We start from the raw sequence: 24383 nt of genomic DNA, 5'->3' as shown, positions 1-24383 counted from the left end.
GGCCTGCAAGCCTTGGATCCAAAAAAGCCCGAAGTGGCCCTGCAGACAACAAAAAGCCCCGCCAGGCAGGCCTGGCGGGGCTTTATTTACCGCGAACGATTAGAGGCCGGCGGCGGTACGCAGGTCGTTGGCGCGGTCGGTTTTTTCCCAGGTGAAGGTGCTGAAGGTGTCATCGCCCACAGTCTTCTGCGCAGGGGTGCGGCCGAAGTGGCCGTAGGCTGCGGTTTCCTGATACATCGGGTGCAGCAGGTCGAGCATGGTGGTGATCGCGTAAGGGCGCAGGTCGAAGATCTCGCGCACCAGCTTGACGATTTTCTCGTCGCTGATCTTGCCGGTGCCGAAGGTATTCAGCGAGATCGACGTAGGCTGGGCCACGCCAATGGCGTAGGAAACCTGGATTTCGCAGCGCTCGGCCAGGCCGGCAGCGACGATGTTCTTGGCCACATAACGGCCGGCGTAAGCGGCAGAGCGGTCAACCTTGGAAGGATCCTTGCCGGAGAACGCACCGCCGCCGTGACGAGCCATGCCGCCGTAGCTGTCGACGATGATTTTGCGGCCGGTCAGGCCACAGTCGCCCACCGGGCCACCGATGATGAACTGGCCAGTCGGGTTGATGTGGAACTGGGTGTCCTTGGTCAGCAACTCGGCAGGCAGCACGTGCTTGACGATCAGCTCCATCACGCCTTCGCGCAGGTCGGCGTAGGACACGTCCGGATTGTGCTGGGTCGACAGTACGACAGCGTCGATACCCACGACTTTGCCGCCTTCGTAACGGCAGGTCACCTGGGACTTGGCATCCGGGCGCAGCCATGGCAGTACGCCGGATTTGCGCGCCTCGGCCTGGCGTTGTACCAGCTGGTGCGAGAAGGTGATCGGCGCGGGCATCAGCACGTCGGTTTCGTTGCTGGCGTAGCCGAACATCAGGCCCTGGTCGCCGGCGCCCTGATCTTCAGGCTTGGCACGGTCAACGCCCTGGTTGATGTCAGGCGATTGCTTGCCGATGATGTTCATCACGCCGCAGGTCGCGCCGTCAAAGCCCACGTCGGAGCTGTTGTAGCCAATGTCGGTGATCACGTCACGTACGATCTGCTCCAGGTCAACCCAGGCAGTGGTGGTGACTTCGCCGGCGATGATCGCCACGCCCGTTTTCACCAGCGTCTCGCACGCCACACGGGCGAACTTGTCTTCAGCGATGATAGCGTCCAGCACCGCGTCAGAAATCTGGTCGGCGATTTTGTCCGGATGCCCTTCAGACACGGACTCGGAGGTGAAAAGGGAGTATTCGCTCATCTCGATGTTTTCCTGATATTTACCGATGGTGAGTGTCGCCAGCCGGTCGCTGAAAATGGCGGACCTGAATCTGGAAACCATTACGTAAACCTACATAGAGGCTTTCCCCGGGAACGAGTCCCGCAGCGGTGGCCCAACGGGCCAGATCGTCCTGTTCAAAACCCAGCCAGAGATCACCGCAGGCCTCCTTGGCCCAATTCTGGTTGTGGCTGCATAAATCCGTAACCAGCAGGCTACCGCCGGGGTGCAGCAACCCGGCCATTTGCTTGAGGGCTTCTGCCGGTGCGGCGAAATGGTGCAAGACCATGTTCAGCACCACGCAATCGGCCCGCAGGCCGGTGTCACTCAGGGCGTCGGCCAACTGCAGGCGCACATTGCCCAGGGCTTCGCGCTCACAGAGTTGGCGTGCCAGTTCAAGCATTGCCGGGCTGTTATCCAGCGCCGTGACCTGCTCGAAGCGGCGCGCCAGTTCGGGCAGGAAACCGCCGTCGCCAGGGCCGACTTCCAAGGCCGTGGCTTCTTCACTGAAGCTCAGCTTGTCCAACAGCGCCAGTACGCTTTCGCGGTACTGGGCCAAGCCGGCGATCAGGTCCTGTTGGGCGCGAAACTTGTCGGCCACCCGTGAGAAAAAATCCTGGCTGGCGGCGGCGCGTTGCCCGTGCACCTGGCCGATGCGCGACTGCACATCACCGGGCAGGCACAAGTTGTCCACTTCGTCGAGCAGGGCAGCGTGCAATTTGCCGCCAAGCAGTTCGGTATGGGGCAGGGCACGTCGGTAGAAAATCGCATTGCCTTCGCGACGGGTGGCCACCAGGTCGGCCTGGGCCAGCACCTTCAAATGGTGGCTCATGCCGGACTGGCCGATGGCGAAGATCTGCGCCAGCTCCAGTACCCCGAAAGAATCGTTGGCCAGTGCGCGCAATACGTTCAAGCGCAACGGATCGCCAGCGGCCTTGCACAAGGCAGCCAGTTCATCGCCGTCGTCAGGACGCAGGGAGGGCACGGGTAGGTTCATAAGGCCAGCAGTCTAGTGACGGGTGTGCATCCCCGCAAGATCAATATCAAAAAGTTTTGATATTGATCGATAAGTGGCGGTTATAAGCCATCGCTATAACCTTTAGACGAACCGGTTAAAGGTTTCTGCAAGGGATTGGTGCCCAAAGCACAGGAAAAACGCCCACAAGTGACTATCTGTCATTGCCCGCAGGCGGTGGCTGAGGGAAAATGCCGGTCCTTTTTTCCGTTTCTTTATAAGCAAACTCCAGGAGATCAGCGATGCCCAGCCGTCGTGAGCGTGCCAACGCCATTCGTGCCCTCAGCATGGATGCCGTGCAAAAAGCCAACAGCGGCCATCCCGGTGCCCCGATGGGCATGGCGGATATCGCCGAGGTACTTTGGCGTGACTACCTGAAACACAACCCGAGCAACCCCTCGTTCGCCGACCGTGACCGCTTCGTGCTGTCCAACGGTCATGGCTCGATGCTGATTTATTCGCTGCTGCACCTGACTGGCTACGACGTCACCATCGACGACCTCAAGAGCTTCCGTCAACTGCACAGCCGCACCCCGGGCCACCCGGAATTCGGCTACACCCCAGGCGTTGAGACCACCACCGGCCCCCTGGGCCAAGGCCTGGCCAATGCCGTTGGTTTCGCCCTGGCGGAAAAAGTATTGGGCGCGCAGTTCAACCGCCCTGGCCACGATATCGTTGACCACCACACCTACGTATTCCTGGGTGATGGCTGCATGATGGAAGGCATTTCCCACGAAGTCGCTTCCCTGGCCGGCACCCTGGGCCTGGGCAAGCTGATTGCCTTCTACGATGACAACGGCATCTCCATCGACGGCGAAGTCGAAGGCTGGTTCACCGACGACACGCCTAAGCGTTTCGAAGCCTACAACTGGCAGGTGATCCGCAACGTTGACGGCCACGATCCGGAAGAGATCAAGACCGCCATCGACACCGCTCGCAAGAGCGCGCAGCCAACCCTGATCTGCTGCAAGACCACCATCGGTTTTGGCTCGCCGAACAAGCAAGGTAAAGAAGACTGCCACGGCGCCCCACTGGGTGACGCGGAAATCGCCCTGACCCGCGAAGCGCTGAAGTGGAACCACGGCCCGTTTGAAATCCCGGCCGACATCTATGCCGAATGGGATGCCAAGGAAAAAGGCCTGGCCGCCGAAGCCGAGTGGGACCAGCGTTTCTCGGCCTACTCCGCCGAATTCCCGGAATTGGCCAACGAACTGGTACGCCGCCTGGCCGGTGACCTGCCTGCCGACTTCTCGGAAAAAGCCTCGGCCTACATCGCTGAAGTCGCGGCCAAGGGCGAGACCATCGCCAGCCGTAAAGCCAGCCAGAACACCCTGAACGCCTTTGGCCCGTTGCTGCCTGAGTTCCTCGGCGGTTCGGCTGACCTGGCCGGTTCCAACCTGACCCTGTGGAAAGGTTGCAAAGGTGTCTCGGCCGAAGACGCCAGCGGCAACTACATGTACTACGGTGTGCGCGAGTTCGGCATGAGCGCCATCATGAACGGCGTTTCCTTGCACGGCGGCCTGGTGCCTTACGGCGCGACCTTCCTGATGTTCATGGAATACGCTCGTAACGCCGTACGTATGGCCGCGCTGATGAAGAAGCGCGTGATCCACGTCTACACCCACGACTCCATCGGCCTGGGCGAAGACGGCCCGACGCACCAGCCGGTCGAGCAACTGACCAGCCTGCGCACCACGCCGAACCTCGATTGCTGGCGCCCAGCCGACGCGGTGGAATCCGCCGTGGCCTGGAAGCACGCCATCGAGCGCAAGGACGGCCCTTCGGCGCTGATCTTCTCGCGTCAGAACCTGCAACACCAGGTGCGTACCGACGCGCAGATCGCCGACATCAGCCGTGGCGGTTACGTGCTCAAGGACTGCATCGGCGAGCCGGAGCTGATCCTGATCTCCACCGGTTCCGAAGTGGGCCTGACCGTTCAGGCGTACGACAAGCTGACCGCCCAAGGCCGCAATGTGCGCGTTGTGTCCATGCCCTGCACCAGCGTGTTCGAAGCCCAGGACGCCGGCTACAAGCAATCGGTATTGCCGTTGCAGGTCAGTGCGCGTATCGCCATCGAAGCGGCTCACGCTGACTACTGGTACAAGTACGTGGGCCTGGAAGGCCGCGTGATCGGCATGACCACCTACGGTGAGTCGGCGCCGGCGCCAGCCTTGTTCGAAGAGTTCGGTTTCACCTTGGAAAACATCCTGGGTCAGGCTGAAGAGCTGCTGGAAGACTAAGGTTGTAAATTGAGGTGGCTGTGCTGGCCTCTTCGCGAGCAAGCCCGCTCCCACATTTGGAATGCATTTCAAGTGTGGGAGCGGGCTTGCTCGCGAAGAGGCCAGTACCGCCACCCTATTACCCAAGGTAATCGAGAACCCCATGCCTCAACCGCGTCCCTACAAAGTTGCACTCAACGGCTACGGCCGCATTGGTCGTTGCGTCTTGCGTGCTCTGTTCGAGCGAGGGGCGGCGGCCGGGTTTGAAATTGTCGCGATCAATGATTTGGCCGACATGGCCAGCATCGAATACCTGACACGCTTTGACTCCACCCACGGCCGCTTCCCGGGCGAAGTGCGGGTTGAAGGCGATTGTCTGCATATCAATGGCAACTGCGTACAAGTGTTGCGCAGTGCCACCCCCGAAGGCATCGACTGGAAAGCACTGGGCGTCGACCTAGTGCTGGAATGCTCCGGTGTCTATCACACCCGTGCCGATGGCCAGCGTTTTCTCGACGCCGGCGCACCGCGTGTGCTGTTTTCCCAGCCGATGGCCAGCGAGGCGGATGTCGACGCCACCATCGTCTACGGCATCAACCAGGATTGCCTGACCGGCGATGAGTTGCTGGTATCCAACGCGTCGTGTACCACCAACTGCAGCGTGCCGTTGTTGCGCCTGCTGGACCAGGCGATCGGCCTGGACTACGTGTCGATCACCACGATTCACTCGGCGATGAACGACCAGCCGGTGATCGACGCCTACCACCACGAAGACCTGCGCCGCACGCGTTCGGCATTCCAGTCAGTGATTCCGGTGTCCACCGGCCTGGCGCGGGGCATCGAGCGACTGCTGCCGGAACTTGCCGGGCGAATCCAGGCCAAAGCCGTACGGGTGCCGACGGTGAACGTGTCTTGCCTGGATATCACCATGCAAACCGTGAGCGACACTGACGCGGCCGAGGTCAACCGGATCCTGCGCGACGCCGCTACCAGCGGCCCGCTCAAAGGCCTGTTGGCCTACACCGAGTTGCCCCACGCCAGTTGCGATTTCAACCATGACCCGCATTCGGCGATTGTCGATGCCAGCCAGACCCGCGTTTCCGGCCCCAGGCTTGTGAACATCCTGGCCTGGTTCGACAACGAATGGGGCTTTGCCAACCGCATGCTGGATGTTGCCGAACACTATCTGCACATCGCTTCTAAACAACCTCAACAGTAATTCAGGAACTGCGACCCATGACCGTGTTGAAGATGACCGACCTCGATCTGCAAGGTAAGCGCGTACTGATCCGCGAAGACCTCAACGTCCCCGTCAAGGACGGTGTTGTCACCAGCGACGCGCGAATCCTGGCCTCGCTGCCGACCATCAAGCTGGCCCTGGAAAAAGGCGCGGCCGTGATGGTCTGCTCCCACCTGGGTCGCCCGACCGAAGGTGAGTTCTCTGCTGAAAACAGCCTTAAGCCTGTCGCCGAGTACCTGAGCAAGGCCCTGGGCCGTGACGTGCCATTGGTCGCAGACTACCTGGGCGGCGTGGACGTGAAAGCCGGCGATATCGTGCTGTTCGAGAACGTGCGCTTCAACAAGGGCGAGAAAAAGAACAGCGACGAACTGGCCCAGCAATACGCCGCCCTGTGCGACGTGTTTGTGATGGACGCGTTCGGCACCGCCCACCGCGCCGAAGGTTCGACCCACGGCGTGGCCAAGTTCGCCAAGGTCGCCGCCGCTGGCCCGTTGTTGGCTGCCGAGCTGGATGCACTGGGCAAGGCCCTGGGTGCTCCGGCCCAACCAATGGCCGCTATCGTTGCCGGCTCCAAGGTCTCCACCAAGCTGGACGTGCTCAACAGCCTGAGCCAGATCTGCAACCAACTGATCGTCGGCGGCGGCATTGCCAACACCTTCCTGGCCGCTGCTGGCCACCCGGTGGGCAAGTCCCTGTACGAGCCAGACCTGCTCGACACCGCCCGCGCCATCGCCGCCAAGGTCAGCGTGCCGCTGCCGGTAGACGTGGTAGTTGCCAAGGAATTCGCTGAAAGCGCCGCCGCTACCGTCAAGCTCATCGCTGACGTGGCCGACGACGACATGATCCTGGACATCGGCCCGCAAACCGCGGCCAACTTCGCCGAGCTGCTCAAGGCATCCCAGACTATCCTGTGGAATGGCCCGGTGGGCGTGTTTGAGTTCGACCAATTCGGCAACGGTACCAAAGTGCTGGCCAAAGCGATCGCTGAAAGCTCGGCGTTCTCCATTGCTGGTGGCGGCGATACCTTGGCGGCTATCGATAAATATGGTGTGGCTGATCAGATCTCCTACATTTCTACCGGTGGTGGCGCTTTCCTCGAGTTCGTCGAGGGCAAGGTGTTGCCAGCCGTGGAAGTGCTGGAAACCCGAGCCAAAGGTTAAGGCTCGCGTGATCAGGAAAAGGAGCGTTCCCATGATCAAGTCGTTGGCACTGGTGATCGCAGCGGGCCTGTTGGCTGGCTGCGGCAGCACACCCAGCGCGGCGCCCGAGGCGGATAATGCCAAGGCACCGTTGAGAAAAAGCTGTTACCAGGCTGACTGGCAAGCCGAGACCATGCCGGTGATCAACAAGCGCATCGGCAACGAACGGCTGGAGAAATACGACTCCGCGCCCAACGGTCAGGAACAGGGTTGCCCATGACGGGTCTGATCCACTAACCGACAGCAACGGCGGCCCATAGGCCTCCCTGCGAGGATTGGCAATGAAAGGCGTTTTCGCCCTGGCAGCCCTGGCCCTGTTGGCCGGCTGCAGCAGCATGAACCTGTTCGACAAGGCAGAGCCAGCCGACAAATGGACCACCTGGACCTGCGACAGCAAGGCCGAGGTCAACTGGCGCTTTGCCAACCAGGCCCGCTCCGAAGTGGATGTACGCCTCGGCGGTTCGGACCAGGTTTACCGGCTCAAGCAAGAAGTAGCCGCCTCGGGCGTGCTGTACAGCGACGGCCAGTTGGCGTTTCACACCAAAGGTGAGGAAGGCCTGGTTTACTGGGTGGCGACGGATGATTTGATTGGGCGCGGCTGTAAGGCCCAATAGGATTTTGGATTTGATGAGAAGCAAATGTGGGAGCGGGCTTGCTCGCGAATGCGGTGGGTAAGCTGACGAATCCGGTGACTGATACACCGCTTTCGCGAGCAAGCCCGCTCCCACATTGATCCGGCTCCAATCTCACAGAGGTTGTGCGCCGAGCACTGCAATAACTTGAATAGCAGCCGCCGCTACGGCAGGCTTGCACGATTAACGACCCTCGACCGGGAGAGACAACACAATGGCACTTATCAGCATGCGTCAAATGCTGGACCACGCAGCCGAGTTCGGCTACGGCGTCCCAGCCTTTAACGTCAACAACCTTGAGCAGATGCGCGCCATCATGGAAGCCGCTGACAAGACCGACTCCCCAGTGATCGTCCAGGCTTCGGCCGGTGCGCGCAAATACGCCGGCGCCCCGTTCCTGCGTCACCTGATCCTCGCCGCGATCGAAGAATTCCCACACATCCCGGTGTGCATGCACCAGGACCACGGCACCAGCCCTGACGTGTGCCAGCGCTCGATCCAACTGGGCTTCAGCTCGGTAATGATGGACGGCTCCCTCGGCGAAGACGGCAAGACCCCAACCGACTACGAGTACAACGTACGCGTGACCCAACAAACCGTGGCCATGGCCCACGCCTGCGGCGTATCGGTTGAAGGCGAGCTGGGCTGCCTGGGTTCGCTGGAAACCGGCATGGCCGGCGAAGAAGACGGCATCGGCGCCGAAGGCGTGCTGGATCACAGCCAGATGCTGACCGACCCGGAAGAAGCCGCCGACTTCGTCAAGAAAACCCAGGTCGACGCCCTGGCCATCGCCATCGGCACCAGCCACGGCGCCTACAAGTTCACCAAGCCGCCTACCGGCGACGTGCTGGCCATCGACCGCATCAAGGAAATCCACAAGCGCATCCCCAACACCCACCTGGTGATGCACGGTTCTTCCTCGGTACCGCAAGAGTGGCTGGCGATCATCAACCAGTACGGCGGCGACATCAAAGAAACCTACGGCGTACCGGTTGAAGAAATCGTCGAGGGCATCAAGTACGGCGTGCGCAAGGTCAACATCGACACCGACCTGCGCCTGGCGTCCACCGGTGCGATGCGTCGCCTGATGGCCACCAACCCGAGCGAGTTCGACCCGCGTAAATTCTTCGGCGCCACCGTTACCGCGATGCGTGATGTGTGTATCGCACGTTATGAAGCGTTTGGTACTGCGGGCAATGCTTCGAAGATCAAGCCGATCTCGTTGGAAGCGATGTACCAGCGGTATTTGAAAGGTGAGTTGAACGCTAAGGTGAATTGAGTCTTAGGCGTTTAAAAAGAAGCCCGCAGTGATGCGGGTTTTTTTATGGATGCTATTTCACTATAAGGGACATACTCAGATTAATTTAGTTAAAAGTTCGATAGAGGTGACATTTTGCTCATCACTACCCCTCCAGCTTTTGGCGAGCGACTCAGGCAACTACGCCGAGCTAAGCAGTGCAGTCAGCAGCAACTCGGGCAGAAGCACGGTGCAGCCGCAAGACCATCATCGACCTGGAAGCTGGAGAAAATGTCGCGATGTATACCGCCTTCAGAGTGATTACTGCACTAGGTATGGCGCTGGAAGTGGTTGGTCGGCGTATTGATCTCAAATCGATCGCCGAACGGGTAGAGCACGATGAGTAAGATCAAAAGGCTCAACGTCGATACTTTCCAGGGCATTTGCGGCGAACTATCTAAAAAGTAGCAGCATAGATCGATAGCAAGAACGTTGTGCTGGGGGCTGTGAAAAATTTTGGCGCAGGTACTTTTTACTTAGGGTTTTAGCAGGTAATGGTCGACGTATTGAAATAAAGGGCCTGGGTTTTATCGGGTTATATATATTTTGTATTTAAAGTTAAAATAGAGACTTGTTAAAAAGGAAATGCCCATGTTCCAATTTGGGTATTTCCTTATGTTTGCCCAGCTATGTCTTGATCGCGTGTCATCTGAACTGCTTGCATTGATAAGGTGTGGAGTTACTATGGCTGTTTTGTAAGCGCTACGTTTATTGGTTCGCCTCCGTCCTCTGTCAGTGTGCCGTACATATTATTGTATGAGTGATCGTCGGCCGTAAGGCTTAGTGTTCCAGTACGTGTTGTCAAATTCCCTCTTGTACCACTTTCAGGATCCCACAAACTGTAGTTCACCCTGAAGGTCAGCGAGGACTTCGTGGAGGGCGCACTTTCTCTGTGATAGCCTGCTGTTATAAAAGGATAATTTTGCATGGTTCCTTCTAATTTTCCTGTGTCGTAATCAGCAAAGGTAATTCTTATCGCATATTGATTTACGCTTGCAGGAGAGAACCTATAGGTGTGTTCAAGTGCGGGTTCGTGTTTGGCCATGATAGTTATCCAAGGTGGGAGTCAGGTGCGGCTTCCGTAAAGTACCTATTTCGTCGCCGTGGAAAAAATGTTATCAAGTGATCTGACTCTAGGGACCTGTTAAATCTGACAGTTTTATATTCTTTTTCAGAATAATGGGGGTGCGGTAATTTATAAGTGTGGCTTACATATCGTTTCTTCGAGCTCGAATTACATCCAGAACGCGCGAAAGTGCGGTTATTTGTCGATGGGATTTGATCACGCAGTGGCGCTTATCGAACCCACGCTACTCAATCGCCCAGAACACATCACTCACATCCTGCACCAGAATGCGTCCGGTATTAGCCACGTTGTTCAGGTCGCGCTCGGCAAAATCCGGCAGGCTGGAGCACGCCATCAGGTTTAGGTGTTCCAGAGCGGCGTTGAGACGTTCGCGCAGGCAGGCGTGGAGGTCGAGCAGTGGGGCTTCGCTGTCGATCAACAGTACGGGGTAGTCGGTGGCGGTTTCTGTGCAGGGGCTAAAGAGGCGATGTGGCTTGTCGCAATGGTGCTGTAGGACCCGCACAGGATCCTCAGGCCACACAGAACCTTTGTGGGAGCGGGCTTGCTCGCGAATGCGGTGTATCAGTCAATATAGATTTTGGCTGATCCTGCGCATTCGCGAGCAAGCCCGCTCCCACAGGGGGGGCAGTGGCTTTAAGTGATTGGATTACTCGCGAAGGATCCTTGTACTCATCGGGCATTGCCTACTTGAAATGAGGCCAATCTCCTTACTCATGATCAATATCCAACTTCGCAAACGTCACCCGCGCACCCTCATTGGTGTCGCCCGAATTGTCCTGCACGTACACCCCCGCCTTGAAGTACAACGGCTTGTCGCCCCAGGCCGCGCCGATCCGTTCATTCCACTCGCTGTCGGCGGCATACACGCTGAGCAACCCGGCTTTGTTGAGGTTGATCACATAGGTGAAGCTTTTCTCCAGCGGCACGTTGGAGGCGACGATGATCACCCGGCTTTCGGCCTCGTCCGGGCGCATGCGCACTTTGGCGACGATGTTGCCGGTCTGGGTTTTTTCCTTGAACTGGTACTCCAGCTTGATCAGCGGCTTCTGGCTGTCGTAGGCGTGGATCTGGCCGATCACGATTTTGCCGGAGGAGGGCACCTGGTTGACCGTGAGGGTGGCGCGCAGGAAGTTGTCGGCTTCGGGGTAGGTCCAATTGCGCAGGCGGCCGTCGGCGTAGGTTTCGCGCAGTTCGCTGCGTGGGTAGATGGCGTTTTCGGTGCGCGAGCCCGTCACGGGTGTCCAGAACTGCACGTTGCTGCCTTCGGCCTGGAAGTATTGATCGTTGAAGCCGCTCAGCAGCCTTGGCGTTTCAATGGTTGTGGGTGGGGAGCCGACCGGAATGCTCAGGTTCCAGGTGGAAAGGTCGATCATGGTGTTGGCCTTTTTACAGAGGGTGTAGGCATTGGCCCAAAGGGCCTTCCAGGTTCTTTATAGGCGGTGCTGGTGAGATTGTTAAACAATTGCTGGCAATTTATTGGCGTCAGAGGAATGCCAAAAAGCCATGTTGCCCGTGAACCGCGGGCTACAGGGCCTTACCGTTAGTCGGCTTCCTGGCCTTTGGCACAATGATGGCCCCTACGTCACTTCTGCTTTTTTAGAACCACGGCTAGAGTGAGCCCTCAGTGTTTATCCGGCCTTTGTAACAAAAGTGACCGGTGTAGCTCCCTAAGGAAGAGACGTAGCATGGATGGCGCTCCACAACACGACGATGCAATTTCGGTTCTGTTGGTGGTCGATGACTACCCGGAAAACCTCGTCAGCATGCGTGCGCTGTTGCAGCGTGACGATTGGCGTGTGATCACCGCCGCGTCTGGCCTGGAGGCCCTGGAGTTACTGCTGGCCCACGACGTCGACCTGGTGTTGCTGGACGTGCGCATGCCGGGCATGGACGGCTTCGAGGTGGCACGCCTGATGCGGGGCAGCCAGCGCACGCGTATGACGCCGATTATCTTTCTGACCGCCACCGCCCATTCGCCCGACGCGGTGCTTGAAGGCTATGCCAGCGGGGCGATCGACTACCTGTTCAAGCCCTTCGACCCGCATATCCTCAAGCCCAAGGTGCAGGCGTTGCTGGAGCACCAGCGCAATCGCCGTGCCTTGCAGCGCCTGAGCCATGACCTGGAGTTGGCCCGCGCTTTTAATGCCTCGGTGCTGGATAACGCCGCCGAGGGCATTTTGGTGGTGAGCGAAGCCAGTGTGATCGAGTACGCCAACCCGGCCATTTCGCGGCTGTTGAATGCGACGCTGGCTGAGTTGCAGGGCGAGAGTTTCCTCAGTTTCCTGCAAAAGCCCCATGTTCCAGCCTGGTTGGGTTTCCCCATGTACGAGGCGTATCGCCGGGGCGAGACGTGGCGCCAGCACGATGCCATTTTGCGCACCGGTCGGGGCCAGCAGGTGCCCGTGGCGTTGTCCTGTGCGCCCTTGCCTGCCGAGCAGAAGGCGATGGTGGTGACGGTGCTGGACATGTCTGAAGTAAGGCACCTGCACCAGCAACTGGAATTCCAGGCCGTGACCGACCCGCTGACCGGGCTGTTGAACCGGCGTGGTTTCCATCAGGCGATGGAGAACACCTTGCTGCGCAGCGAACGTAGCGAGCAGGCGCTGGTATTGCTGTACCTGGACCTGGATGGCTTCAAGCGGGTCAACGATACGCTGGGCCATGACGCCGGGGATCGCGTGTTGCGTTGGGTCTCGGAGCAAATGCAGGCGTGCCTGCGTTCCTACGACATTCTGGGGCGCATGGGCGGGGATGAATTCACCGCGTTGCTGGAGCTGGAGTTTCCCGAGCAGGCCGCGAAGATCGCGGAAAAGCTCATCGAACGGGTATCTGTGTGCCAGCAGGTCGATGGGTTGGAGGTGATGCTTGGGGTCAGTATCGGCATCGCGACCTTCCCGGATTGCGGCTCGGACTTGAGTGGCCTGCTGCGGGCGGCGGATATTGCCATGTACGAAGCCAAGCGCGCCGGCCGTCAGCAGTATCGTTACTACGACCAGGAAATGAACGGCCGCGCCCGCTCGCGGCTGATGCTGGAAGACAGTGTGCGTACCGCCATTGCTAACAAGGATTTCACTTTGGTGTACCAGCCTCAGGTCTGCCTGGAAGACGGGCGTTTGCGCGGCGTCGAGGCGCTGTTGCGCTGGCAGCATCCCAGCGTCGGTGATGTGCCGCCGGGCCTGTTCTTGCCGCTGCTGGAAGAGGCGCGGTTGATCAACCAGTTGAGTGCCTGGATCTACCAGCAAGTCGCCGCCCAGCGCCAGGCCTGGCAAGCTACCTTCGACCCCGACCTGGTGTTGAGCGTGAGCCTGAGCAGCAGCCAGTTCAACATGCCCAACCTGGCTAACCAACTGCAGCAGGTGCTGGAGCGGCATGGGTTAGAGGGGCGGCAACTGGAGGTGGAAATCGGCGAGGACTGCTTGATGAGTAATCTTGCCGAGTCTACCAAGCAACTCCAGTTACTGCGCCGGATCGGGGTGCGGATTGCCCTGGACGACTTTGGCTGCGGCCAGTGCTCCCTGGCCCATTTGCGCGACCTCAAGTTCGATACCCTCAAGCTTGACCCTCAATTGGTGGCGCGCCTGCCTGGCTCGGCGCGGGATGCGGCGATGGCGCGCAGCATCATCCAACTGTGTGAGCATTTTGGTGTGCTGGTGATCGCCGAAGGCGTGGAGACCCTTGAGCAAACACAATGGCTAAAGGCCAATGGCTGCGCGTATATCCAGGGGCCGTGGGCGGCGCTGCCGTTGATGGCCGAAGACGTTGCCGGCTGGTCGTACCCTCGCGCGCTTTGAATTCGCTACACTGGCGCCCGTCCCAATTGCGTTGCCGAGCCCATGACCGCGTTGAAATACCTCCAGGCCTACCCCGCCGCGCTCCAGGAGCAAGTGCGCCAACTGATCGCCAAGGACCAGTTGGGTGCCTATCTGGAACAGCGTTACCCCGAGCGCCATGCGGTGCAGAGCGACAAGGCCCTGTATGCGTATGCCCTGGCCTTGAAGCAGGAGCACCTGCGTAACGCGCCGTCTATCGACAAAGTGCTGTTCGACAACCGGCTGGACCTGACCCATCGTGCCTTGGGTTTGCACACTACGATTTCCCGGGTGCAGGGCGGTAATCTCAAGTCCAAGAAAGAGATCCGCATCGCTTCGCTGTTCAAGGAGGCGGCCCCGGAGTTTCTGCGCATGATCGTGGTACATGAACTGGCTCACTTCAAGGAGTCGGACCACAACAAGGCGTTCTATAAACTCTGCCAATACATGATGCCGGGCTACCATCAGGTGGAATTCGACCTGCGCGTGTACCTCACCTGGCGCGATTTGCAGGGCAAGCCCTAACCCCAAGGCGACTGACCATGGATGTGAGCAAGACCAAAAGCAGCTTCTACCGCCGCCTGTACGTGGCGTACTTGATCGACAGCCAACTGGCCAGCAGCGTCCCGGCGCTGACCGAGACCACCGGCATGCCTAGGCGTACCGCCCAGGATACGATTGCGGCGTTGGCCGACCTGGATATTGTGTGTGAGTTCGAGCAGGAGGACGGTGCGCGTAACCATGCCGGGCACTATCGGATTCGGAATTGGGGGGCGATTGACCGCAGGTGGATCGAGGCTAATCTGGTGTCGATCAAGCAGGTGTTGGGCTATCCCTGAAGATCGGCTTTGGCAGGACTGACGCTATCGCGGGCAAGCCCGGCTCCCACAGTCCAATGTGGGAGCTGGCTTGCCTGCGATGGCGCCCTCAGATGCGCCGCATACCGATGTGGGGAATATCATCCTCCAGGTATTCCTCACCCGCCACCACAAACCCATACCGCCCGTAATACTTCTGCAAGTGCGCCTGGGCCGAGAGAAAAATCGGCGTTTGCGGCCAGATATCCTCAATACGCTCAAGCGCCTCTTCCAGCATTTGATGCCCCAGCCCGGTGCCCCGTGCCGCCTGCGAAACGATAACGCGGCCAATCACCACATCGCCGCCCTGGGACTCCGGGTCCAGCAGGCGCAGGTAAGCCACCAGTTCATTGTCGTTCCAGGCCATCAGGTGATGGGTGTCCCCCGCCAGGTCCTGCCCATCGATGTCCTGATACGCGCATTTCTGCTCGACGACGAATACCTCGCTGCGCAAACGCAGGACGGCATATAGCTGGTCCTTGCCCAGGTCGTCGTGATGTTTGCAAACCCAATCAACCGTCATGATGTGTGCTCTTATAAAGACGTGCCTGGATAGTAAGCGTGACGGGCGCCGCTGTCTAAAATTGGCAAATGTGTGAATGGCGTCAATTTGCCATCATTCAGTGCGTGCGCCGCTGGCTGCTTTGTGTAATCTGCAATGCAAGCTTATTGATGAGCTACTGTTATCAGGCCACCGCCTGCCCGCCAAGGACTTTGAGCATGCCGCGATTGACTCGTGCCGTTGCTTTGATTGCAGTGCTGTTGCTGGCCCAGCCGGTGCTGGCCCAGCGTCTGCGTCTGGTGGCGGATGGCTGGCCGCCGTTCACCGATGCCACCTTGATCAATGGCGGCCTGGCCACCGATATCGTCAGCACGGCCCTGGCCCGTGCGGGGTACGCCAGTGATTTTGAACAGGTGCCTTGGGCCCGTGCGCTCAAGGGCGTGGGGGATGGGCGCTACGATGTGCTGATCAACGCCTGGTACGACGAGGCCCGCACGCAGTTTGGCCAGTTTTCTGCTGAGTACCTGCTTAACCGTGTGCGCTTTCTCAAGCGCAGCGACGATGACATTGGTTATCAGAGCCTGGCCGAACTGCGCGACGAGACCATCGCCGTGGTGCGCGGTTACGCTTACTCGGCAGCGTTCGATCAAGACACCCAGCTACAGAAAGTACCCGTGCACAACTTTGCCATGGCGGTGCGCATGCTCGCGGCGCGGCGGGTGCGGTTGACGCTGGAAGATGAATACGTGGCGCGTTATTACCTGGCTCGGGAGTCGCCGCGGGTGCGCAATACCGTGGCGTTTGTGGGCAAGCCTTTGAGCGAGAACAGCCTGCATATTCTGGTCAGTTTGAAGAACCCCGAGCATGCGCAGATTGTCGCGGGTTTTGATCGGGAGATTGCCAGGATGAAGGCTGATGGCAGTTATGCGCGGTTGATGAAGGCGCATGGGATGTAGCGTGCGGGCCTCATCGCGGCATAGTTATCTACACAACGTTGGTGCGACGCTGACCCTGTGGCGAGGGAGCTTGCTCCCGTGACGGCCGGATAGCCGACGCGGCTCTAACTGACGCACCGCGATCTAATTGTGGGAGCTGGCTTGCCTGCGAAGACGGCCTGACAGCCGACGCCTATTTACCTGACGCCCCACGACCCAACTGTGGGAGCGGGCTTGCTCGCGAAGGCGGCCTGACAGTCAAAACAGTTATACCGAGTACATATCGATTCCTGCGGTAACGGCCACTTAGGGTTCCGCCCTGACGGCGGCTCACTTTTGAAAAGCGCAAAAGTAAGCAAAACGCTCTTGCCCCACCACTCGGCACCTCGCTTAGGCTCGGTGTGCCCGTAATCCGCCAGTGATTTGGGGGGCCGCCGCCACGCGCCATCCATGGCGCGGGGCGGCTAAACCGGCATCCCTGCCGGTTTACCCCCCAAATCCCTGTCGAATTCCGGCCAGCGTGGTTTAACGGGGCGCCTAAGATCAAAAGCAGATCAAGATCAAGAGCGACTCGCTTCGCATCGTGGTTTCAGGAGGCTGCTGCGAACTACACAGTTGTGTAGATACCTATGCTCATCGCGGGCAAGCCCGGCTCCTACATGGGAATGCGTTCCAATGTAGGAGCCGGCTTGCCTGCGATAGCGGCCTAAGCCGCACCGGTATCCTTGATCAAATGCGCCGCCAACGTACGCAACGGCCCCAACTGCCGGCAGATCAACGCCAACTGCGTCTGTACCAACCGCTGCCCTTCGTCGATCTCATCCGGCATTTGTTCAAGCTCGGCGGCCAGCGCTTCCTCGGCATCGCTCTGGATCGCAACCGACTGTTTGTTGGCCAGGCCGGTGGCGATCTCATCAATGCTCGCCGCCAGGCTGTTGCCCGCGCCTTCGATCAAGTGCTCACGCACATCGCTCGGTAGCGAAGTATCGCGATGTGCCCCCAACCCTGACAAATAGCTGAGCAAGGTGTGAGACAGCACCAGGAAGCGGAAGCCCACGTCGGCTTCCTTACGGAAGTGCCCCGGCTCCATCAGCATATTGGCCAGGGTGGTGGACAACGCGGCGTCGGCGTTGTGCGCGTTGCGGCGGGCCAGGCGGTAAGCCAGGTCGTCGCTCTTGCCGGCGGCGTATTGCTGCATGATCTGGCGCAGGTAGATGCTGTTGCAGGTCAGGGTGTTGGCCAGCACTTTGTTCAAGCGCCGGCCTTGCCAGTCTGGCAGGAACAGGAACACCGCCAGGCCCGCGATCAGGCTGCCGAGCAACGTATCGAACAGGCGCGGCAGGAATAGCCCGTAGCCATCGCCCACCTGATTGAAGCAGAACAGCACCATCAAGGTGATGGCCGCCGTCGCCAGGGTGTAGCGGGTGGTGCGGTTGATAAAGAACACCAGGCCTGCAGCGATAGCGAACATCGACTGCACCACCGGGTTGGGGAACAGATCGAACAGCGCCCAGGCCACGGTGAGGCCGATGGCGGTGCCGATGATCCGCTGGCCGAGTTTGCGCCGGGTGGCGCCGTAGCTCGGCTGGCACACGAACAGGGTGGTGAGGATAATCCAGTAACCCTGAGACGCGTGAATGGCGTGCAGGGTGGCGTAGCCGACGGTCAACGCCAGGGACAGGCGCAGGGCGTGGCGAAACAGCAGCGAGGTGGGCGTCAGTTGGGTGCGCAGGCGCGTCCACATTTCCTTGAGGTTGCGCGGGGCGCGGTCCAGCAGGTTGCTGTCGGTGGCGTCGGCCAGGGCATCGGGGTTGCTGGCGTCGCCCAGCAGGCGGTCGAGCGTGGACAGATTGGCCGCCAGGGCGCGCAAGGAGCGCAGCAGGCCACGCCAGGCCGGGTTGCTCTGGATGCGCAGGTGCTCCAGGGAGGCGTTCAGGTCGCCCAGGGCTTGGGCAAAACTGTCGTCATAGATGAACGGTTGGCGCAATTGGATCGACTCGGCCAGCGTCTGGCAGGCCTTGCCCTGCTGGCGCAGCAGGCGCTGGCAACGAAACAGTACATCGCTGTGGAAGAAGGCTTCAGTGAGGGCGTTGTAGGGGTAGTGAGAGGAACTGGCGCGCTCGTGAATGTCCTGGGCCAGGAAGTAGAGCTTCAGGTAGCGACTGACCTTCGAGCCCGGACGCCCATTGCCGACGCGGTGCAGGATGATTTCCTTCGCGGCATTCAGCGCAGCGACGACTCGGCCATTTTGCTGAGCCAGTTCCAGGCGTCGCGCTTCTACGTCCAACTGACGGATGGGTTCAAACAAGGACGACTTGAGCTTGAGGTAACGCCCCAGCTCGCGGAACAACCGCGCCAGGCTCTGCTGCACCGGCTGGTTGGAAAACAGCGCCTGCCACAGCACCGACAACGCGCCGTACCAAGCGGCACCGGCGACCAGCAACAGCGGCTCATGCCAGAAATCCGTGACGGCGCCGCCGCGCTGGTCCACGCCGATCATGGTGTAGACCGACAGAATCAAGGTGGCCGAAGCAATCGCGCCATAGCGTTCGCCCAGCGCGCCGAGCATGGTCAGGCCGAAACTGGCCAGGGCCAGGGCGATGGCAAATATCCAGGGGTAAGGGAACAGCAGCTCTACCGACAGCGCGGCGATGCTGAAACACACCAGTGTCACCGCCAGCGCATTGAGGCGGCCTTGCCAGCTGTCATCGGTCTCGGCCAGGGCGCTGGCGATAATCCCCAGGAACAGCGGGATCAGCAGCGTCATTTCATCCTGGTACCAACACAACGCCATGCTGCCGGTGAGGGCGATGAACACCCGTACGCTGTAGCTGAATTTATCCAGCGCCCACAGGCGCCGCATGGACTGCTTGAACGAGGTCGATGACATGAAGTCTGGAGTCTTCCGGGACGTTGTCGCTAAATTGAGCTATCAAGGACGCCACGGCAAGCGTGGCGATCACATCGGACAGCAAAATTCTCAGGATCACTGCAAAACCAATGTGGGAGCGGGCTTGCTCGCGAATGCGGTGTGTCAGTTAATAGATATGTAACTGATCCACCGCATTCGCGAGCAAGCCCACATCAGGCGTATTGCGCGGCCGCGTAGCCCGAGGCCCAGGCCCACTGGAAATTGAACCCGCCCAGGTGGCCGGTCACATCCAGCACTTCGCCGATAAAGTACAGGCCGGGGCTTTTCAGCGACTCCATGGTCTTGGACGACACTTCCCGCGTATCCACCCCGCCCAATGTCACCTCGGCGGTGCGATAACCCTCGGTGCCGGCCGGTACCAGTTGCCAGCTCCCCAGTTTTTGCGCGATATCGGCAATTTCAGCGTGGGTGTACTGCTTCATCGGTTTGGATTCGAACCAGCTTTGGGCCAGCAGGTTGGCCATCTTCTTGGTGAAGATCTCGCCCAGCAGGGTTTTCAACTCGCTGTTGGGGTGTTCGGCCTGTTGCTGTTGCAGCCAGGCATGGGCGTCGTGGTCGGGCAGCAGGTTGATTTCTACCGTGTCGCCGGAGTGCCAATACGAGGAAATCTGCAAAATTGCCGGCCCGCTCAGGCCGCGGTGGGTGAACAGGATGTTCTCGCGAAAACTCTGGCCGTTGCAGCTCACCAGGCAGTCGACCGAGGTGCCGGACAACTCGCCGCACAACTCCTTGAGCTGGTCGGTGATGGTGAACGGCACCAGCCCGGCGCGGGTCGGCAGCAGTTCGTGGCCGAATTGCTTGGCCACTTGGTAACCGAAACCCGTGGCGCCCAGTGTCGGGATCGACAAACCGCCCGTGGCGATCACCAGCGATTCACAGCGCAGTTCGCCCAGGGTGGTTTGCAGTTGATAGCCGCCTTCGAGCTTGGCGATGGCCTCGATGGAGGTGTCCAGGTGCAGGCTCACGCCGGTCTGGATGCACTCATCAAGCAGCATGCCGAGGATGTCGCTGGACTTGTTGTCGCAGAACAGCTGGCCGAGTTTCTTCTCGTGGTACGGCACATCGTGCTTGGCTACCAACCCGATGAAATCCCACTGGGTGTAGCGGGCCAGGGCGGATTTGCAGAAGTGCGCGTTATGGGAAAGGAAGTTGGCCGGCTCGGTGTACATGTTGGTGAAGTTGCAGCGGCCGCCACCGGACATCAGGATTTTCTTGCCGGCCTTGTTGGCGTGGTCGATCAACATCACCTTGCGCCCACGCCCGGCGGCGGTCAGCGCGCACATCAAGCCTGCGGCGCCGGCGCCAATGATCACAACTTCGGTCGAGCGCACAGCCATGTCCTCACAAAAATTCCGAATTGAAATACAGTCAAATGTGGGAGCGGGCTTGCTCGCGAATGCGGTGGTTCAGTGACAAACATGTCGACTGATACTCCGCATTCGCGAGCAAGCCCGCTCCCACAATGGATCTTCACCCATCGATAGATCTTTACAAAATACGCACGCGCAGCGAACGGCCCTTGATCTTGCCGTCATTCAAACGCTGCAGCGCCTGCTTGGCGATGCCGCGCTCCACGGCCACGAAGGCCTGGAAATCAAAGATCGCGATCTTGCCGACCTGGGCACCCGGAATGCCGGCTTCACCGGTCAATGCACCGAGAATGTCGCCTGGGCGAACCTTGTCTTTACGCCCTGCGGCGATGCACAGGGTGCTCATCTGCGGCAGCAGCGGGCCACCGCTTTGCGGCTTGAGGTTGTCCAGTTGGTCCCAGTTCAGCGGCGACTTTTGCAGTTGCTCGATGGCCTGGGCGCGGTGGGCTTCGGACGGCGCCACCAGGCTGATGGCGATGCCGGTTTCGCCGGCACGGCCGGTACGGCCTACACGGTGGATGTGAATTTCCGAGTCGCGGGCCAGTTCGACGTTGATCACCATGTCCAGGGCGTCGATGTCCAAGCCACGGGCGGCAACGTCGGTGGCCACCAGCACCGAGGTGCTGCGGTTGGCAAACATCGCCAGCACCTGGTCACGGTCGCGCTGTTCCAGGTCGCCATGCAGGCCGACGGCGGAGATGCCCTTGGCGGTCAGGTGGTCGACGGTTTCCTGCACTTGCTGCTTGGTAAAGCAGAACGCCACGCAGGAGGCCGGGCGGAAGTGCGCCAGCACCTTGGTCACGGCGTCCATGCGTTCTTCCGGGGAGATCTCGTAGAAGCGCTGTTCGATCTGGTCGTCGGAGTGGAACGCTTCGGCTTTCACTTGCTGAGGCGCACGCATGAACTTGGAAGCGAGCTGCTTGATGCTCACGGGGTACGTGGCCGAGAACAGCAGGGTTTGGCGGCGCGGCGGGGTCTTGCTGATGATGTCTTCGATGGCGTCGTAGAAGCCCATGTCGAGCATGCGGTCGGCTTCGTCGAGGATCAGGGTGTTCAAGCCGTCCAGCACCAGCGAGCCTTTACGCAGGTGCTGCTGGATACGGCCCGGCGTGCCGACGATAACGTGGGCGCCGTGCTCCAGGGAGGCGATCTGCGGGCCGAGGGACACGCCGCCGCACAGGGTCAGTACCTTGATGTTGTCTTCGGCACGGGCCAGGCGACGGATTTCCTTGGCCACCTGGTCGGCCAGCTCACGGGTCGGGCACATCACCAGCGCCTGGCAACCGAAGTAGCGCGGGTTGATCGGGTTCAACAGGCCGATGCCGAATGCAGCGGTCTTGCCGCTGCCGGTCTTGGCCTGGGCAATCAGGTCCAGCCCTTTGAGGATCACCGGCAAGCTTTGCGCCTGGATCTGCGTCATCTCGACGTAACCCAGCGAGTCGAGGTTAGCCAGCATGGCGGCGGACAGGGGCAAAGTATTAAAAGCGGTGGCGATGGTAGTCACGGGACTGGCTCTGCAAAACAAAATGTCGCGCAGTGTACCAGTCTCGTGGGATTTTCCTCGCAAGTTCTCGACGAGACGCCCGTTAGTGCTCGATATCGTGCTCGCGGCTGACCACGCGTTTGCCGTCCTTGGGCGACAGTTGCAGGAAGATCGCCGCCGCCAGCATCGCCATGATGCCCACGGTGAGGAAGGTCAGTTGAAAGGCGCCCAGCACCGTATTGACCCCGTCATTGCCGGCTTCGGCGGTAAAGCCGCCGAGCAATGCACCGGCACAAGCCACGCCCAGGCTCAGGGACAACTGCGCCACCACCGACAGCAAGCTGTTGCCGCTGCTGGCCTGGGCGTCGTCGAGGTCGATCAGGGTGACGGTGTTCATCGCGGTAAATTGCAGGGAGTTGATGGCCCCCAGTACTGCCAGCATGCCTAACAGTAACGGGTAGGGCGTTTGTTCGCTGACCAAGCCCATGCTCGCCAGCATCAGGCCCAGGGCCAGGGTGTTGCCGGTCAGGACGACGCGGTAGCCGAGGCGCTCGATAAGCGGGCGCGCGATGGATTTGGCGAACATTGCCGCCGCCGCCAGCGGCAGCATGCTCATGCCCGCTTCTGACGGCGAATAGCCCAGCGCCACTTGTAACAGCAGCGGCACCAGGAACGGCAGTGCGCCGCTGCCCAGGCGCGCAAACAGGTTGCCGAGGATCCCCACGGCAAAGGTGCGCGTCTTGAACAGCACCGGCGAGAACAGCGGGTTGTCGATGTGCCCGGCGCGCAGCCAGTACGCCGCCAGGCAGGCAAGCCCGCCGAACAACAGCAACATCACCCGCAGGTGCGGCAGGTGCAGTTCGCCCAGGCCCTCCATGGCTATGGTGATCAGCACCATCGCCGCGCCGAACAGCAGAAAGCCCAGGCCGTCGAAGCGCGTGCGCTCGCTGCCGCGCAGGTCGGGGATGAATTTCCACACGGCATAGCAGCCGATCATGCCCACCGGCAGGTTGATCAGGAAGATCCAGTGCCAGGTCAGGTATTGCACCATCCAGCCGCCCATCGTCGGGCCAAGCAAGGGGCCGAGCAGGCCGGGAATGGTGATGAAGCCCATGATCCGCACCAGCTCGGAGCGCGGATAAGCCCGCAGCACCACCAGCCGCCCGACCGGCAGCATCAGCGCGCCGCCCAGGCCCTGGACCACCCGTGCGCCCACCAGCATGCTCAAGCTACTGGACAGCGCACACAGCAACGACCCGATGCTGAACAGCATGATCGCGCCAAAGAAAATCTTCTTGGTGCCAAAGCGGTCGGCGATCCAGCCCGAGGCGGGAATCAGCAAGGCCACGGTGAGCATGTAGGCGATCACCACCCCTTGCATGCGCAGCGGGTTTTCCGCGAGGTCCTGGGCCATCGCCGGCAGCGCGGTGTTGAGAATCGTCCCGTCCAGCGACTGCATGAAGAAGGCAATCGCTACCACCCAGGGGAGCCAGCGGGCGGTCTTGGCATCGAGAGGGGCACGATTCGGCATGGGATCCCTTTTTATTAGCAGGCTATGTGTTGGCGATTATGCGCCATCCGTCGCCCCTTTTCCCACTGGCGGTTCGTCTATAGCTGACAAGCTCGCATGCTCGCCCACCAGGAAGTCCAGCAAGGCCCGATGCACTGCCAGCGCGGCTTCGCGGGACTCCAGGTCCAGCAGATGGCCGGTGTGTTCGGCCACGGCAAAGCTGCTGCGGCCTACATAGTGTTTGAATAGCTGGGCCTCGTCGGCCGGGGTGTATTCGTCCAGCGCGCCGTTGAGAAAGTGCACCGGTGTTTCAATCTGCTTGAGCGCCGGCAAGTAGTTGCCATCGCCCAAGCCCAGCACCTGATGAATATGAAAGCGCGCCTGGCGGTACTCGGTGGTGGCCATGGTCGACAGGTGCCGATGGTTATTGCGTTTGAGGCGCGGCGACAGGTATTTGCCCACCGTTTCGTTGAGCAGATGGCCGACCGCCGACTTGTCATCAGCCTCGATCAGCACACGCACGCGCTCGACATATTCCAGCATCGCCTGGTTGAGGTTGGGCGCCAGGGCCATCACCACCGAGCTTTCGATGGAGGGCGGGTTGTGCGCCAGGGTCAACAGCGTGGAGATGCCGCCCCATGATGCCGAGACCAGATGATTGACTTTGAAACGCGCCACCAAGGCTCGCAGGATTTGCACTTCGTCGTCCTTGGTGACCAGGTCGAGTTCGGTGTTGTGCTTGCGCGACAAACCAGAGAAGGGCAAGTCGAACAGCAGCACATTGAAGTGCTCGGCCAGGCATTTGCTGGTACGGGCAAAGGAGCGCGTGGTGGATAGCGCGCCGTTAACCATCAGTACGGTTTTTCTTTGCGGGTCGTTACCCAGTTGCTCTACGTGAACGTTGTAGTGCTTGTACAACTTCTCAATGACAAAACTTCCATGGTTCATCTCAAGACTCCAGCTTGCCTTTCCCAGGCAAGGTTATGCT

The 24383-nt window shown here is 60.1% G+C and carries 22 protein-coding genes; 11 read left to right on the top strand and 11 right to left on the bottom strand.

Annotation, left to right across the window (positions count from 1 at the left end; all coding sequences use genetic code 11):
* Window positions 1–99: 99 nt before the first annotated feature.
* Both metK and N2A98_RS24925 read right to left on the bottom strand, forming a co-directional pair.
* A complete protein-coding gene (gene metK, locus N2A98_RS24930) occupies window positions 100–1290 on the bottom strand; it encodes a methionine adenosyltransferase (protein WP_069557074.1) in 1191 nt (396 codons plus the stop codon).
* A 19-nt stretch (window positions 1291–1309) separates the two neighbouring features.
* Window positions 1310–2305: a metalloregulator ArsR/SmtB family transcription factor gene (locus tag N2A98_RS24925; RefSeq protein ID WP_003194962.1), complete on the bottom strand. Its 996-nt coding sequence runs from the start codon at window positions 2303–2305 to the stop codon at window positions 1310–1312.
* A 260-nt stretch (window positions 2306–2565) separates the two neighbouring features.
* Here N2A98_RS24925 and tkt point away from each other — a divergent pair, with 260 nt between their 5' ends.
* The 7 genes from tkt to N2A98_RS24890 all read left to right on the top strand — a co-directional run bounded on the left by tkt (window position 2566) and on the right by N2A98_RS24890 (window position 9257).
* Window positions 2566–4563 carry a transketolase gene (gene tkt, locus N2A98_RS24920; RefSeq protein WP_034133964.1) on the top strand — a complete coding sequence of 666 codons (1998 nt, stop codon included), beginning with the start codon at window positions 2566–2568 and terminating at the stop codon, window positions 4561–4563.
* A gap of 142 nt (window positions 4564–4705) precedes the next feature.
* A complete protein-coding gene (epd, locus tag N2A98_RS24915; protein WP_003194958.1) occupies window positions 4706–5761 on the top strand; it encodes an erythrose-4-phosphate dehydrogenase in 1056 nt (351 codons plus the stop codon).
* A gap of 17 nt (window positions 5762–5778) precedes the next feature.
* Window positions 5779–6942 carry a phosphoglycerate kinase gene (locus N2A98_RS24910; RefSeq protein WP_003194956.1) on the top strand — a complete coding sequence of 388 codons (1164 nt, stop codon included), beginning with the start codon at window positions 5779–5781 and terminating at the stop codon, window positions 6940–6942.
* A gap of 31 nt (window positions 6943–6973) precedes the next feature.
* The gene (locus N2A98_RS24905) at window positions 6974–7201 is read left to right on the top strand and encodes a hypothetical protein (protein ID WP_003194953.1); all 228 of its coding nucleotides are present in this window, start codon (window positions 6974–6976) and stop codon (window positions 7199–7201) included.
* Window positions 7202–7262: 61 nt separating this feature from the next.
* Entirely contained in the window at window positions 7263–7595 is a 333-nt protein-coding gene (locus N2A98_RS24900) for an MliC family protein (protein ID WP_275622768.1), read from the top strand.
* 232 nt (window positions 7596–7827) lie between these two features.
* Entirely contained in the window at window positions 7828–8892 is a 1065-nt protein-coding gene (fba, locus tag N2A98_RS24895) for a class II fructose-bisphosphate aldolase (protein ID WP_003177554.1), read from the top strand.
* 176 nt (window positions 8893–9068) lie between these two features.
* Complete coding sequence (locus N2A98_RS24890; protein WP_235369391.1) at window positions 9069–9257, top strand: hypothetical protein; 189 nt, start codon at window positions 9069–9071, stop codon at window positions 9255–9257.
* 335 nt (window positions 9258–9592) lie between these two features.
* On the opposite strand, the gene N2A98_RS24885 is transcribed toward N2A98_RS24890, so the two are convergent.
* The 3 genes from N2A98_RS24885 to N2A98_RS24870 form a co-directional block, all read right to left on the bottom strand.
* Window positions 9593–9955 (bottom strand): hypothetical protein, encoded by a 363-nt coding sequence (locus tag N2A98_RS24885; protein ID WP_152641128.1) that lies wholly within the window; start codon window positions 9953–9955, stop codon window positions 9593–9595.
* A gap of 265 nt (window positions 9956–10220) precedes the next feature.
* Window positions 10221–10499, bottom strand: coding sequence for a fructose-bisphosphate aldolase (locus N2A98_RS24880; RefSeq protein ID WP_275622767.1), 279 nt, complete (start codon window positions 10497–10499; stop codon window positions 10221–10223).
* Between the two features lie 205 nt (window positions 10500–10704).
* Window positions 10705–11370, bottom strand: coding sequence for a polysaccharide lyase family 7 protein (locus N2A98_RS24870; RefSeq protein WP_044271857.1), 666 nt, complete (start codon window positions 11368–11370; stop codon window positions 10705–10707).
* A gap of 312 nt (window positions 11371–11682) precedes the next feature.
* On the opposite strand from N2A98_RS24870, the gene N2A98_RS24865 reads away from it, so the two are divergent.
* Genes N2A98_RS24865 through N2A98_RS24855 form a run of 3 tightly spaced genes read left to right on the top strand, consistent with a single transcriptional unit; the run spans window position 11683 to window position 14645 of the window.
* Window positions 11683–13788 carry an EAL domain-containing protein gene (locus tag N2A98_RS24865; RefSeq protein ID WP_275622766.1) on the top strand — a complete coding sequence of 702 codons (2106 nt, stop codon included), beginning with the start codon at window positions 11683–11685 and terminating at the stop codon, window positions 13786–13788.
* A gap of 42 nt (window positions 13789–13830) precedes the next feature.
* Window positions 13831–14331 (top strand): M48 family metallopeptidase, encoded by a 501-nt coding sequence (locus tag N2A98_RS24860; protein ID WP_003194942.1) that lies wholly within the window; start codon window positions 13831–13833, stop codon window positions 14329–14331.
* 17 nt (window positions 14332–14348) lie between these two features.
* Window positions 14349–14645 carry a winged helix-turn-helix domain-containing protein gene (locus tag N2A98_RS24855; protein WP_078803975.1) on the top strand — a complete coding sequence of 99 codons (297 nt, stop codon included), beginning with the start codon at window positions 14349–14351 and terminating at the stop codon, window positions 14643–14645.
* An 88-nt stretch (window positions 14646–14733) separates the two neighbouring features.
* On the opposite strand, the gene N2A98_RS24850 is transcribed toward N2A98_RS24855, so the two are convergent.
* Window positions 14734–15186 (bottom strand): GNAT family N-acetyltransferase, encoded by a 453-nt coding sequence (locus tag N2A98_RS24850; protein WP_044271851.1) that lies wholly within the window; start codon window positions 15184–15186, stop codon window positions 14734–14736.
* A 197-nt stretch (window positions 15187–15383) separates the two neighbouring features.
* Between N2A98_RS24850 and N2A98_RS24845 the strand changes: the two genes are divergently transcribed.
* Entirely contained in the window at window positions 15384–16121 is a 738-nt protein-coding gene (locus N2A98_RS24845) for a transporter substrate-binding domain-containing protein (RefSeq protein WP_034133956.1), read from the top strand.
* 685 nt (window positions 16122–16806) lie between these two features.
* On the opposite strand, the gene yccS is transcribed toward N2A98_RS24845, so the two are convergent.
* The 5 genes from yccS to N2A98_RS24820 form a co-directional block, all read right to left on the bottom strand.
* Window positions 16807–18990 carry a YccS family putative transporter gene (gene yccS, locus N2A98_RS24840; protein ID WP_047711962.1) on the bottom strand — a complete coding sequence of 728 codons (2184 nt, stop codon included), beginning with the start codon at window positions 18988–18990 and terminating at the stop codon, window positions 16807–16809.
* A gap of 194 nt (window positions 18991–19184) precedes the next feature.
* A complete protein-coding gene (locus tag N2A98_RS24835; protein ID WP_044272109.1) occupies window positions 19185–20363 on the bottom strand; it encodes an NAD(P)/FAD-dependent oxidoreductase in 1179 nt (392 codons plus the stop codon).
* Between the two features lie 157 nt (window positions 20364–20520).
* Window positions 20521–21858 (bottom strand): ATP-dependent RNA helicase DbpA, encoded by a 1338-nt coding sequence (gene dbpA, locus N2A98_RS24830; protein WP_232964675.1) that lies wholly within the window; start codon window positions 21856–21858, stop codon window positions 20521–20523.
* Between the two features lie 130 nt (window positions 21859–21988).
* The gene (gene mdtD / locus N2A98_RS24825; RefSeq protein WP_057710270.1) at window positions 21989–23416 is read right to left on the bottom strand and encodes a multidrug transporter subunit MdtD; all 1428 of its coding nucleotides are present in this window, start codon (window positions 23414–23416) and stop codon (window positions 21989–21991) included.
* Window positions 23417–23452: 36 nt separating this feature from the next.
* A complete protein-coding gene (locus tag N2A98_RS24820; RefSeq protein ID WP_275622765.1) occupies window positions 23453–24343 on the bottom strand; it encodes an alpha/beta hydrolase in 891 nt (296 codons plus the stop codon).
* Window positions 24344–24383: the final 40 nt, after the last annotated feature.

The organism is Pseudomonas sp. FJ2-5-13 (genome assembly GCF_029201605.1).
Classification (GTDB): domain Bacteria; phylum Pseudomonadota; class Gammaproteobacteria; order Pseudomonadales; family Pseudomonadaceae; genus Aquipseudomonas; species Aquipseudomonas lactis.
The sequence above is the reverse complement of the archived record's forward strand: the minus strand, read 5'-3'. Positions and strand labels throughout refer to the sequence as shown.

Coding starts and splice junctions, on each gene's coding strand:
- N2A98_RS24820 (WP_275622765.1), bottom strand. CDS start 24,343: ATGAACCATGGAAGTTTTGTCATTGAGAAGTTGTACAAGCACTACAAC.
- N2A98_RS24865 (WP_275622766.1), top strand. CDS start 11,683: ATGGATGGCGCTCCACAACACGACGATGCAATTTCGGTTCTGTTGGTG.
- fba (WP_003177554.1), top strand. CDS start 7,828: ATGGCACTTATCAGCATGCGTCAAATGCTGGACCACGCAGCCGAGTTC.
- N2A98_RS24910 (WP_003194956.1), top strand. CDS start 5,779: ATGACCGTGTTGAAGATGACCGACCTCGATCTGCAAGGTAAGCGCGTA.
- epd (WP_003194958.1), top strand. CDS start 4,706: ATGCCTCAACCGCGTCCCTACAAAGTTGCACTCAACGGCTACGGCCGC.
- N2A98_RS24925 (WP_003194962.1), bottom strand. CDS start 2,305: ATGAACCTACCCGTGCCCTCCCTGCGTCCTGACGACGGCGATGAACTG.
- N2A98_RS24905 (WP_003194953.1), top strand. CDS start 6,974: ATGATCAAGTCGTTGGCACTGGTGATCGCAGCGGGCCTGTTGGCTGGC.
- N2A98_RS24870 (WP_044271857.1), bottom strand. CDS start 11,370: ATGATCGACCTTTCCACCTGGAACCTGAGCATTCCGGTCGGCTCCCCA.
- mdtD (WP_057710270.1), bottom strand. CDS start 23,416: ATGCCGAATCGTGCCCCTCTCGATGCCAAGACCGCCCGCTGGCTCCCC.
- N2A98_RS24860 (WP_003194942.1), top strand. CDS start 13,831: ATGACCGCGTTGAAATACCTCCAGGCCTACCCCGCCGCGCTCCAGGAG.
- dbpA (WP_232964675.1), bottom strand. CDS start 21,858: ATGCTGGCTAACCTCGACTCGCTGGGTTACGTCGAGATGACGCAGATC.
- yccS (WP_047711962.1), bottom strand. CDS start 18,990: ATGTCATCGACCTCGTTCAAGCAGTCCATGCGGCGCCTGTGGGCGCTG.
- N2A98_RS24850 (WP_044271851.1), bottom strand. CDS start 15,186: ATGACGGTTGATTGGGTTTGCAAACATCACGACGACCTGGGCAAGGAC.
- N2A98_RS24855 (WP_078803975.1), top strand. CDS start 14,349: ATGGATGTGAGCAAGACCAAAAGCAGCTTCTACCGCCGCCTGTACGTG.
- tkt (WP_034133964.1), top strand. CDS start 2,566: ATGCCCAGCCGTCGTGAGCGTGCCAACGCCATTCGTGCCCTCAGCATG.
- N2A98_RS24845 (WP_034133956.1), top strand. CDS start 15,384: ATGCCGCGATTGACTCGTGCCGTTGCTTTGATTGCAGTGCTGTTGCTG.
- N2A98_RS24900 (WP_275622768.1), top strand. CDS start 7,263: ATGAAAGGCGTTTTCGCCCTGGCAGCCCTGGCCCTGTTGGCCGGCTGC.
- metK (WP_069557074.1), bottom strand. CDS start 1,290: ATGAGCGAATACTCCCTTTTCACCTCCGAGTCCGTGTCTGAAGGGCAT.
- N2A98_RS24885 (WP_152641128.1), bottom strand. CDS start 9,955: ATGGCCAAACACGAACCCGCACTTGAACACACCTATAGGTTCTCTCCT.